This window comes from Flavobacterium sp. KMS, from assembly GCF_000813005.1.
Lineage (GTDB): Bacteria > Bacteroidota > Bacteroidia > Flavobacteriales > Flavobacteriaceae > Flavobacterium.
Map to the genome: position 1 here is coordinate 140,727 of NZ_JSYP01000005.1, position 12,804 is coordinate 153,530.

The following is a 12,804-nucleotide window of genomic DNA, read 5'->3' on the forward strand; positions in this document are numbered from 1 at the left end:
TTAAAAAACATTGTCTTGAAAAACATATTATCCATACTAGCCTTATTACTGTTATTTGCATCTTGTAAATCGACATCGTCTGTTACTACCACTAAAAAAGAAGACAATCCAAAAGCAGTTGTTAAAGATTTAATTTATACAGCTTCCGAAAATATTGGTGTGCGCTACAAAGCTGGCGGAACAACAAATAAAGGTTACGATTGTTCTGGTTTGGTATTTACAACATTCAATTCTGAAAACATTAAATTACCCAGATCTTCATACGAACAGTCTAAAGTTGGAGAAGTTATTAATCGAAATAAAGCTAAAAAAGGAGATTTAATATTTTTTAAAACCAATAGAAGTTCTCAAATAAATCATGTCGGGTTAATTGTCGAAATTAATAATGACGAAATTAAATTCATACATTCCTCTACTTCCAAAGGCGTAATTATTTCATCAACAAAAGAGCCATATTATCGTGATTCCTATGCGCAAGTAAATCGCGTTATAGAATAACCAAGAAGTAAATTAAATCTATATTTTTTCCCTAACACAAACCTGTTAGGTTTGTGTTAGGTTACTCACGCAATTACCTTTGCCAAAGTTCAAAAAACTTTGACAAAGGTTTAAACAAAACTTTTCAAATTAAGAAGCAGGATGACAATTAACTTAGTCAAAGTTCAAAAATTTGACTAAGTTTTATAATCATTAATTCAGATTTTCATTTTTTTTAATTAAAGTTATTTCTTACAAAATTGTTGTATTTTAGCTACATGAAAGTACTACAATTTCCATTGGTAAGAATTACAATTAGTTTTATAATAGGCATTTTGCTGGCTTATTATTTAAGTCTTTCCTTAACTTTTACGTTTGTATCCCTTGGTACAGTAACACTACTTTTTTGTGGCTTTTATTATTTCTCAACTATAAAACCAAAGAAAACAGCTTACTTTGGCATTGCAACCTATTTATTAGCATGTTGCATTGGTATAACAACTCAAACTCTTCATACCGAATCACTCCAAAAAAACAATTACTCTAATTATGAAGGCATCTATGATAAACCACATTTAATAGATTGTATAATTAGTGAGAAATTAAAAAGCAACAATTACAGCGACAGGTATATTGCCAGCGTAAACCAAATTGATCAAAAACCTGCTTCTGGCAAAATAATACTTAACATAAAAAAGGACAGCACAGGATTAAGTCTAGAAATCGGAAATTGTATTCGGGCAAAAGGTCTTTTATCTAAAAATAGCGCTCCCAAAAACCCCAACCAGTTTGATTATAGTAAATATTTAAATAACAAACATATCTATGCGCAATTGTATGTACAAAACAATGATATTGCTATTAGTTCTAAAATCGAGAAAAGCATTTGGTATTATGCAGCTCGAATGCGAACAAACATAATAAAGAATCTAGAGAAGAACAATTTTAATAAAACCGAAATGAATGTTGCTCTGGCTTTAATTTTAGGCCAGCAGCAAGATATTACGCCCGAAATCATCAAAGACTATCAATATGCAGGAGTAACTCATATTTTGTCCGTTTCTGGTCTTCATGTTGGCTATATATTAATCTTTATAACTTATCTCTTAAAACCGATTCCTAATACTAAAAAAGGCTCGCTGATAAAACTTATAGCACTAATAGTTTCTTTATTCTCTTTTGCTGTTATTTCAGGGTTTTCACCTTCAGTATTACGATCTGTGGTAATGTTTTCATTTGTGGCCTTAGGAAATCATTTAAGGAGAAGTGTAAACATTTATCATACACTATTAGTTTCTATATTATTGTTACTGCTTTTTGAGCCCGCTTTTTTATTTGATGTTGGTTTCCAATTAAGCTACTTGGCTTTATTTTTTATTATTTGGCTGCAGCCAAGATTAAAAACAATCTGGAAACCAAAGCATAAATTCACAACTGCAATATGGAATGCCTTGACAGTATCTTTTGCAGCTCAAATAGGTACTTTACCACTATGCCTATATTACTTCCACCAGTTTCCAGGATTATTCTTTGTTGCCAATATTGTAATCATACCATTTTTAAGCGTTATAATGATATTAGGAATTATAGTAATGGTTTTAGCAGCATTTGATGTTACTCCGTTAATTCTTGTCCAATTACTGGAGAAAAGTATATTCTATTTAAACAAAATCATAAATAGTATTGCTTCATTCGAAAGCTTTATTATTCGAGATATCTCGTTTAACACTTATCTATTAATTAGTTCTTTTTTATTAATCATTACCGCAACTATTTGGTTCAAGAAACCAACTTTTACAAAGTTAGCATTCACTTTGACTTCATTAATCTTATTACAAATTACTTTTATAGTAAACAGAAAAGACACAGAAATTCAAGAAGAATGGATCGTTTATAATGTATCCAGAAATTCGCAGGTTACAGAACGAAAAGGCAACAATGTACAATTATTTACTACAGACACTTCCTCTAATAGTATCACTAACAATTACTCATTGACATCTTATTTGGTAGGTAATTTTGGAAAGTTAGCAAAAAGAGAAAAGCTTCAAAACATTGCTTACTTCAATAAAAATAAAATTCTGATTATAGATAGTACAGGCATATATCCTAAAGGAATAAAACCAGATATTATAATGATTACACAATCATCAAAAATAAATCTAGAAAGGCTATTAAAAAACACACAACCCAAAATGGTTATTGCTGATGGTACAAACTATAAATCGATTCAGCACTATTGGAAGAAAACGTGCCTAAAAGAAAAAATCCCTTTTCATTCTACTAATGAAAAAGGATTCTATAAATTGAATTAATATAGTAACATTATTGTTTTAACCATATAAGAATTTAAGAAAATATAAGATTCAAATGGCACTCTTAAATGAACTCACATAACTTATATGGTTGGCTTTTTTTAATCTTTATCAGGATTATAACTTCTTTTAAAGTAATATTTAAAATTCACTAGGATGCAAAAGCGCATTCGACTCCGAAATCCAAGCTTTTACTCCGCCTCCACTATAAGCCATTTTACCCAGTGCCTGAAAAGTAGTTTTATTTTTTCTGACTACAGCATTCGCAAAACAAATCTCAGGTAGATCCTGAACTCCAAAAGCATTTTTAAGCCTAATATTCTGTTCTTTGTCACTATCTGAAATTTGACTATCGGATAAATCTAATTTTACTAAAACAACATTATCTCTAGACCAAAGTGCGAAGTCCAGCGTTCTCATTATTTCGTTTTGTAAGTTATCGGCTAAATTATTTGCAGTAAACAAAATCAACATTGGTTTTTTCAATTGGTTACTTAATTCAATAGCGTCATTAATATTTGTTTTCCAAACTAAATTCTGCGATTGCATTGTAATAAATCCTAAAAAAAACAGGGATACAAGTAGTTTTTTCATCATATTAAATTTGGTTTTTGGTTAGTTAAGGTAAACGAAATTAACATTTAATTTTAATTATCCAAATTATTTTATAACTAAAAATATATTTTATGTTTTTTTATAACTAATATTTTAAACATCCAATAAAAAACCAATATTCAGAATCCAAAAACCAAATGAATTACCTTATAAACAGCAAAAAGCTCTTTCCGTATAAAACGAAAAGAGCTTCTTTTATTTATTGATAGTTACTAGAAACTATCTAAATCATTTAATTATTTCTTAACCGGATTAACTATCCCGTCTGCAACAGCAAGCCAAGCCGTAGGTCCGCCAGCTACATATCCTGTAGTACCAAGCCCTTGAAAATTAACTTTTCCGTCTTTGTTCTCCGCTTTAGTAAAATAAACGGTTGGAAAACCCTGAATTCCAAAAACCTGTTGCAACTCGTTGTTCTGAGCTTTAACCTCTGGAGTTTGTGGTGTTCTTCTAGGGAAATCTAATTCAACCAAAACAACATTATCCTTTGCCCATTTGTTAAACTCAGGTGTTTTTAAAACTTCACTTTGCAAACGAATACACCATCCACACCAATCGCTACCAGTAAAGAACAACAACATTGGTTTTTTCTCTTTGTTACTTACAGCAATTGCTTCTTTTACATCTGTATACCATTTTAATTCTTGTGCTTCAACAGCAAAAGAACCTAACATAAGTAACAATGCAATAAATATCTTTTTCATCTTGTTTTTATTTTTTTTCAAATTTAAGGAAAAAATGAACTAGAAAATATTTTCTATTTTACTTCTTGCATTAATTTTTTAATCAATGGAGTACTTACAATTAAAACAATACCTGCTATAAGCGAATAAATTGCTAAATGATAATATCCATCTGTGTAAGCAAGTAACTTAGACATTAATGTAGTTCCTGTATTTGCATTCGACATTTCCGAACCCAATTTTCCAGCTGCAAACTGTCCAAATGCACTTGATAAAAACCATAATCCCATCATCATTCCAAAAAGTCTTTTAGGAGACAATTTAGTAATAACCGACATTCCGATTGGTCCAATACATAATTCCCCAAGTGTATATACTAAATACCCTAAAGCAAATACATTAAGTGAACTCAATCCATTTGGATCAACAAAGAAACGAGCACTATAAAATATAAAGAATCCAGCTGCAAGAAGAATGAATGAGAATCCAAATTTCACAACTGTATTTGGCTCAATTTTTCTCTTATAAAGAAATATCCATAATAACCCGATTAGCGGACTAAAAATAATAACGTATAAAGAGTTTATACTATTATTAACCACGTTTGGATCAATATTAAAAAACAATAACTTACTCGACAAGTTATCTTTTGCAAACAATGACAATGATCCACCCGATTGCTCAGAGATTGCCATAAACATAAAATATCCGAAGATAAAGACAAATGCTGCAAGCAATTTATATTGTTGGTTACGATCTTTAATTCTTAGTAATTCATACAAGAAATATAAAAGAGCAACGGCACCAATAGTGTACATGAAATATTCTGTAAAATCAGAATTTATTACCATTATATAAATAAGCGGAATTGCTAATAACGAACCTACATACACTCCAATTTCATACGTATTACGTTTTTTTGGGGTAAATTTCTCCAATGGAGAATTACCAATAGGCGCTAAATGTTTCTTTGTTAATAGAAAAGTGATTACACCAATAATCATAACGATAGCAGCAGAAAGGAAACATAAACTCCAAGAGTAATTTTTCCCTAAATAAATAGGAATTGCTCCTCCTAACATTCCACCAATGTTAATACCCGCATAGAACATTCCGTATCCAGCATCTCTACGCCCATCATTTTCATGATACAACTCTCCAACCATAGAAGAAACGTTTGGCTTAAAAAATCCTGTTCCAATAATCGACAGCGTAATACCGTAGTAGAAAAAATCATGTGGCGAAGCTGCGATAATCAAGTTCCCTATGATCATAACGATTCCACCAAAAAGCAACGATTTTTTAAATCCCAAAATTTTATCGGCAAAAATACCTCCAATAAAAGTAAAAGCATATACAAATGCCTGTATGGCTCCATATTGCAAATTTGCTTTTCCTTCTAATAATCCTAATTGGTCGACCATGAAAAATGCCAAAACACCTCTCATACCGTAAAAGCAAAAACGCTCCCACATTTCGACTAAAAACAAATACCATAATTGCTTTGGGTACTTGCCTTTAAAATTTTGTATTTCATCTAAAGTAATACTATGTTCCATTTATTTATAAATAATTAATTGATTCCTTTTTCTTTCATCACCTTGTTGAGTTGCTTTACCAAAGCAAACATCAATATAGTTGCAAACATCAACAATGCAAAATTCACCCAAAAAAAGTTGGCTTTATTATCGTATGTATCCCACATACTCGCTAAAACTCCACTTAGTTTATTCCCTATAGAAGTTGATAAAAACCAACCTCCCATCATTAAGGAAGTAATATTAACGGGACTTAATTTAGACACCACAGATAATCCCATGGGACTCAAAAATAGCTCCCCGATTGTTATGATTCCGTAATTTGCTACCAACCACCAAGCACTAACCTTCTCTGCTCCATCATTTCCAATTTCTACAGCAGCAATCATAACTAAAACTGACAGCGCCGAAATTAATAAACCAAAAGCAATTTTCGTAGGTGTTGATGGTTCTTTTTTTCTTGCTCGTAAAAAAGAGAAAAAAGCAACAATCAATGGCGTTAATATAATTACCCAGGCTGGGTTAATAGACTGACTTAAATTTGTTGCCCAAAGATGCACTTTGGCTCCTTCTTCAGGTAATTTTTCTGGAGCAACATTTCTAAAATACAACGGATAATCCTCTACTTTTTCTACAACTCCATTTACTTTTTGCAAACGGAACTGATCATCATAAAGCTCTGTAGATACTTTTTTATACTCGACTTCTTTTGCTAATTTTACGTTACCTACAATCTGTCCAGCAGTTCCAGTAACTTCTCTATCTGTATAACGGTCCGCCCAAGTTGTAAGCGCCGAACCATTAAGCTTAAATACTGCCCAAAATAAAATCACCACTGCAAAAATTGCCAACAAGGCACCAATTGGACGTTTGTCTTCTACTTTAGCCTTAAAATAAAGCGACCCGTAAAAGAAGATTATCGGAATACAAGCAAAGATAAATGCATCTGTACTATCTGATCCAAAGATATAACTATCAGGATTAGCTTCTGAAGTAACTCCTTTTAACAACCAACCTATTGCACCAAAAACAAATGAAGGCAACAAAATAAATAAGACAATTTTATAAAACGGCATATCCCCTTCTTGCACTCCTTTTTTCTGGTCGTGTCCAACATAATGTTTTGTACCTAATAAAAACACAATAACACCTATAAACATTCCTACACCTGCAGCCATAAAAGCCCAATGCCATCCTAAAAGAATTTGTAGAGCAGCCCCAAAGAAATTACAAATAAAAGCCCCAACATTAATTCCCATATAGAAAATATTGTAACCTTCATCTTTTTTATCTTTATACTCTTCATTATTATAAAAACTCCCTAATAAGGTAGAAATATTCGGCTTAAAAAAACCATTCCCTACAATTACCAAAGTCATAGCAATATAAAGCACCGTAACATCATGTACCCCCATAAGGAAGTAACCAATACCCATTAAAATCCCACCAATAACAATAGATTTTTTATACCCTAAATATCTATCAGCAATAAGACCTCCAATAAAAGGCGTTAAAAAAACCAATGCAATAAAAGTTCCATACAAATCAGAAGCTTCTTTTTCGGTCATTGCAAAACCTTCTTTTACATCTTTAAGATATAAAGTAAAAATTCCAATCATTAAATAATAACCAAAACGCTCCCACATTTCAGATAAGAACAAATAAGGCAATGCTTTAGGATGTTTTTTCCACATAACTATAAACTCTTTAAAATTAAAATTACCTACAAGTCTAAACCTGTAGGTAATTTTTATATATTATTATTTTTTTTTATCTAACACCGTGCATCATTTTCTTTAAAACCGGAGACAGTGCAAACAAAATTATAGCCGCCAATCCCGTTAAAATAACAAACACCATGAAGAACTCGAATAAGTTATGAATTTCGAAACCTGCAAAAACAGGGTTATGATCATTAATATGATGCTCTGCCAATAACTTTAATTGAGCCGCAGTTGGCGTAATAGTTTTATCCAGAACAGCCTGTAAATCTATACCTAATTCTTTAGCTTTTACAAATTTATCTCCTGTTGCAGGCAAGATAGAACCTAAAGTACCACCTAAAGCATAACCAGAAGCATTAGATAAGAAGAATACTCCGTATAATAATGAAGAGAAACGTTTTGGCGAAAGCTTACCAACCAAAGACAATCCGATTGGAGACAAACAAAGCTCAGCACAAGTATTTAATAAATATAATAAAATCAACCATTTGATAGCTAACAATCCTGAAGTTCCAATTACTTTAACCTGAGTAGCAATCATGAAGAAACTTATTGTAATAATCAATAAACCAAAAGCAAGTTTTACAGGCGAGATTGGTTCTTTACCTCCAGCTCTTAATTTATCCCATAAAATACTAAAAGGAACCGCAAGAACTACAACAAATAAACCATTAAAGATTTGTACCATCGAAGCAGGCATTGCCCATCCAAAGAAGTTTCTGTCTGTTTGGTTATCTGCAATAAAAGTTAAAGATGAACCAGCTTGCTCAAACGCAGCCCAGAAGAAGATAATAAAGAAAGAAACGATGTAAATTACAAAAATACGATCTCTTTCAATTTTTGTTAAAGAAGAATCAGAAACGATTAATCCTGCCAAAGTCAAACCACTTGAATAAATCAAAGTATAAATTAAGTTTTGACCAAAACCAAAATGAACAATTGCACCTATAACGAAAAATGCTACACCAGCAACTGTCAATGCAGTTTGAGAAAAGTTAGCTTTTTGAGATTCACCTTCTTCAAAATCTGCAGCAACATTTTTAGACGGTAATCCACCTAAAGGTCTTCCTTCCGGAGTAACCACATATTTATTCTTTAAGAAAAAGAAAAGCATTGTTCCTAAAAACATTGCTATCGAAGCAGCAAGGAATCCCCATTTAAAAGCGTGAATATCTCTAACTCCACCTGTATCTCTTACATCTCCTAATAAAGGACAAATAGATTGCCCAAGAAAAGCACCTAAATTAATACCCATATAGAAAATAGTAAAAGCAGTATCAAGCTTACTTTTTTCTTGTTTCGGATATAAACTCCCTACCATACTAGAAATATTTGGCTTAAAGAAACCGTTACCAAAAACGATAACTCCCAATCCGCAATACATTATAATAGTAGCAAAATTTAAATCAGAACCAAAAACACTGGCACTAGTAAACAATAATAATTGTCCAATTGCCATCATAAAACCACCAAGAAGAATACAGTTTCTGTTTCCGAAAAAACGATCTGCAATAAACCCTCCAAGCATTGGTGTAAGGTAACAAAGACCAAGAAAACCTCCATAAATTAATGAAGCATCTTCTTCTTTCATTAATAATGAATTTACAAGAAATAAAGTCAATAAGGCTCGCATGCCATAAAAATTGAATCTCTCCCACATCTCGGTTCCAAACAATACCCAAAGCCCTTTTGGATGCGCCGTTTTTACTTCTGTTTCTTTCATATTATTCATTATTTATTTAGGTTTATTAGTTTTATATTATAGGTTCTCCTTGATAAAGTTAGTCATTTTATCATAAAGCTGAATTCTTGTTTTTCCGCCATAAATACCGTGATCTTTGTCTGGGTAAATTTGCGAATCAAATTGTTTGTTAGCTTGTATTAAAGCCTCCATCATTTGCATTGAGTTTTGTACGTGTACATTATCATCTGCAGATCCATGAATTAAAAGAAACTTCCCTTTTAATTTATCTACATGATTAATAGGAGAGTTATTATCATAACCACTTGCATTCTCCTGAGGAGTTTGCATATATCTTTCAGTATAAACCGTATCATAAAATCTCCAGTTAGTAACAGGAGCAACAGCAATTGCCATTTTAAACACATCGTTTCCTTGGAAAATACAGTTCGAAGCCATAAAACCTCCGTAACTCCATCCAAAAATTCCAATTCTAGAAGCATCAACATAAGGATAAGCCCCAATTACTTTAGCAGCATCAATTTGATCTTCAACTTCATATTTCCCTAATTGCAATTGAGTTACTTTCTTAAAATCAGCTCCTTTAAAACCTGTTCCTCTACTATCCACACAAGCAACGATATAACCTTGTTGCGTTAACATTTCAAACCAGTAATCATTAGAGTTATTCCATTGGTTAGCCACTTGCTGAGATCCTGGTCCTGAATATTGAAACATAAAAACAGGATATTTTTTCGCAGGGTCAAAATCTTTAGGCTTTAAAATCCAAGTATTTAATTCGTTTCCTTTAGCCGTTTTAAGCACAAAGAACTCTTTAGTAGCAAGATTATAGCCTTTAAGTTTAGAAGCTAATGCCTCATTGTTTTCTATTACTTGTAATTCTTTACCGGCTTTAGCATCGTTAAGAGTATAAGTTGTAGGCTGAGAAGCGCTTGAGAATGTATTAATGTAGTATTCAAAATTCGGGCTGAAGGTTGCCTTACTAGTACCTACGTTTTTAGATAAACGTATTTTATTTTTTCCGTCAAGAGCAATTCGGTAGATATCACGATTGATTGACCCATTTTCTGTAGATTGATAAAAAACAGTTTTTGTTTTTTCATCAAATCCGTAATATGAAGTTACTTCCCAGTTTCCTTTAGTAACCTGATTTTTAAGCTTTCCAGTTTTATCGTATAAATAAATATGATTAAAACCATCTTTTTCGCTAGTCCAGATAAAACTATTATCTTTTAAGAATGTCAAGTTATCAGTAACATCTACATAAGCTTTATCTTTTTCATTAAGAACCACTTTCGAAGTTCCCGAAGTACCATCTACAAATAATAAATCCAAATTATTCTGGTGACGGTTTAACACCTGTGCAGATAAGGTATTATTATCATTTGTCCATTGCATTCTTGCAATATAAAAGTCGTTGTAATTACCAAGCTTAACTTCTTTAGTTGCATTTGCAGCCGCATCATATATATGTAACGAAACTACTGCATTTTTCTCTCCAGCTTTAGGATATTTAAATGTTTCGATTGAAGGATATAGATCTGTCTTAAAAATTGACATCGAAAATTCTGGAACCATACTTTCGTCAAAACGAATATAAGCTACTTTCTTACTGTCTTTACTCCAATCAAAAGCCCGCACAAAAGCAAATTCTTCTTCATAAACCCAATCCGTAATACCATTAATTACCGAATTTTTCTTTCCATCTGTTGTAATCTGAGTCGATTTCTTCGAAACTACATCATAAACATAAAGGTTATTCTCTTTTGCGTAAGCGATTTTTTGTCCATCAGGCGAGAAAGTCGGCTCCTGAACCTGAAAATCAAAAAGCTTAGTTAACTCTTTAGTACCTATATTATATAAATAATAATCTGCTGTAAACGAGTGACGGAAGATTTTTTTAGAATTACAAGCCAACAAAATCATTTTTTCTGATGCATCAAAAGTATAACTATCAATCATCGGTAAACTTCTATGATCTTTAGTATCGATTAAAGTTGCTCCTTTTTTTAATGTAGCATAATCATACAAATCTATCTGCATACTTCTACCAGCTCTATCAAAATTCAGTACAGTATATTGATTTGTATTGTGTAGTGACTGTAGTTTAAACATTTCTTTAGCTCGAAATGTTCCATTAAAAATATCATCTACAGTAATTTTTTGTTGACCAAAAAGTGTCACACAAAAAAATAAAAACAATGCGGTAAGTTTGTTAGTATTCATACAATTGAGTTAAATATAAAAAAGAGCCCAATTTTAGTGAAAAAAATACACATAATATACTTTTTGTATGTTAAATGTTAAGAAATTGGTTTTTCATATTATTTAATGTCCATAATTACATTATAAACAAATCCGTTAAAGTGGTATCTTTGCAGCAATACTACCATTTAATCTACTGAGAATGAACAACGCGGTTTCTGGATTTTCTAAATTATCCAAAGAAGAAAAAATAAACTGGATTGCAAAAAAGTACTTTTCGACACCCGAAGAAGCAGTTTTTTTACTTAAAAATTACTGGAATGCTGACGAAAAAATACAGAAATTACATGATGAATTCATCGAAAACACCATAACCAATTTTTATATTCCACTTGGTGTAGCTCCAAATTTCCTCATCAACGACAAATATTCCACAATTCCAATGGCAATTGAGGAAAGTTCTGTTGTTGCAGCAGCTTCAAAAGCAGCTAAGTTTTGGTCGACAAGAGGTGGGTTTAAAGCTACAGTAATTAACACCGAAAAAATTGGTCAGGTACATTTTACTTTTAATGGAGATGTATCAAAACTGAATCTATTTTTCGCACAAACCAAAAGCAAGTTTTTTAGCGATACCGAAAGTATTACCAAAAACATGCAACAACGCGGTGGCGGAATTCTGGACATTGTTCTAAAAGACAAAACCAATTTATTACCGAATTACTTTCAGCTTCATGCTACTTTTGAAACCAAAGATAGCATGGGAGCCAATTTTATAAATTCGTGTTTAGAGCAATTTGCCAAAACACTAAAAGAAGCTTCTCAAGAATATGAATTATTCACCGAAGCCAATGAAGAAGTAAAAGTTATCATGAGCATACTCTCTAACTATGTCCCAAATTGCGTAGTTAGAGCCGAAGTTTCTTGTCCTGTCGAAGAACTAGCAGAAAAACACATCCCGAATCCTCAAGAATTTGCAGAGCGATTTGTACAGGCAGTTCAGATTGCCGAAGTAGAACCATTTCGTGCAGTAACACACAACAAAGGAATCATGAATGGTGTCGATGCAGTAATACTCGCCACAGGAAATGATTTCCGTGCAGTCGAAGCAGGAGTTCATGCATACGCATCCCGAAACGGACAATATTCAAGTTTATCTCATGCTAAAATCGAAGATGGGATTTTCACATTCTGGCTAGACATTCCACTTGCCATAGGAACCGTTGGCGGACTTACATCTTTACATCCTTTAGTGAAATTTTCATTACAAATGCTCGAGAATCCATCGGCCCCAGAGTTAATGCAAATCGTTGCCGTTGCAGGATTAGCACAAAACTTTGCCGCATTGCGTTCCTTAACAACAACAGGAATTCAGGAAGGACACATGAAAATGCACATCAATAATATCATCAATCAATTTGCTGCCAATGACGAAGAACGTCATTTAATCAAAAATCACTTTAAAAACAACACCATCTCACATAGTGCCGTGGTAGATTTTATCGAGAACTTAAGAAAATAATTTAATTGTCAACCTGAGCGGAGTCA

General features: G+C 32.3%; 9 protein-coding genes. 3 read left to right on the plus strand and 6 right to left on the minus strand.

Features of this window, described 5'->3' with window-relative positions; translation table 11 throughout:
• Positions 1–15: 15 nt before the first annotated feature.
• Positions 16–498, plus strand: coding sequence for a C40 family peptidase (locus tag OA93_RS07425; protein ID WP_039112505.1), 483 nt, complete (start codon positions 16–18; stop codon positions 496–498).
• 257 nt (positions 499–755) lie between these two features.
• The gene (locus OA93_RS07430) at positions 756–2,792 is read left to right on the plus strand and encodes a ComEC/Rec2 family competence protein (protein WP_039112506.1); all 2,037 of its coding nucleotides are present in this window, start codon (positions 756–758) and stop codon (positions 2,790–2,792) included.
• 141 nt (positions 2,793–2,933) lie between these two features.
• Here the strand turns inward: OA93_RS07430 and OA93_RS07435 are convergent, their stop codons facing one another.
• The 6 genes from OA93_RS07435 to OA93_RS07460 all read right to left on the minus strand — a co-directional run bounded on the left by OA93_RS07435 (position 2,934) and on the right by OA93_RS07460 (position 11,280).
• Positions 2,934–3,389, minus strand: a complete 456-nt coding sequence (locus tag OA93_RS07435; RefSeq protein WP_039112507.1) for a hypothetical protein — start codon at positions 3,387–3,389, stop codon at positions 2,934–2,936.
• A gap of 254 nt (positions 3,390–3,643) precedes the next feature.
• Positions 3,644–4,111: a thioredoxin family protein gene (locus OA93_RS07440; RefSeq protein WP_039112508.1), complete on the minus strand. Its 468-nt coding sequence runs from the start codon at positions 4,109–4,111 to the stop codon at positions 3,644–3,646.
• A 53-nt stretch (positions 4,112–4,164) separates the two neighbouring features.
• A complete protein-coding gene (locus OA93_RS07445; protein ID WP_039112509.1) occupies positions 4,165–5,649 on the minus strand; it encodes a peptide MFS transporter in 1,485 nt (494 codons plus the stop codon).
• A gap of 14 nt (positions 5,650–5,663) precedes the next feature.
• A complete protein-coding gene (locus OA93_RS07450; RefSeq protein ID WP_039112510.1) occupies positions 5,664–7,322 on the minus strand; it encodes a peptide MFS transporter in 1,659 nt (552 codons plus the stop codon).
• Between the two features lie 76 nt (positions 7,323–7,398).
• Positions 7,399–9,075, minus strand: coding sequence for a peptide MFS transporter (locus OA93_RS07455; protein ID WP_039112511.1), 1,677 nt, complete (start codon positions 9,073–9,075; stop codon positions 7,399–7,401).
• A gap of 36 nt (positions 9,076–9,111) precedes the next feature.
• A complete protein-coding gene (locus tag OA93_RS07460; RefSeq protein ID WP_039112512.1) occupies positions 9,112–11,280 on the minus strand; it encodes a S9 family peptidase in 2,169 nt (722 codons plus the stop codon).
• A gap of 181 nt (positions 11,281–11,461) precedes the next feature.
• Here OA93_RS07460 and OA93_RS07465 point away from each other — a divergent pair, with 181 nt between their 5' ends.
• Positions 11,462–12,778, plus strand: coding sequence for a hydroxymethylglutaryl-CoA reductase, degradative (locus OA93_RS07465; RefSeq protein ID WP_039112513.1), 1,317 nt, complete (start codon positions 11,462–11,464; stop codon positions 12,776–12,778).
• The last annotated feature ends 26 nt before the right edge of the window (positions 12,779–12,804 follow it).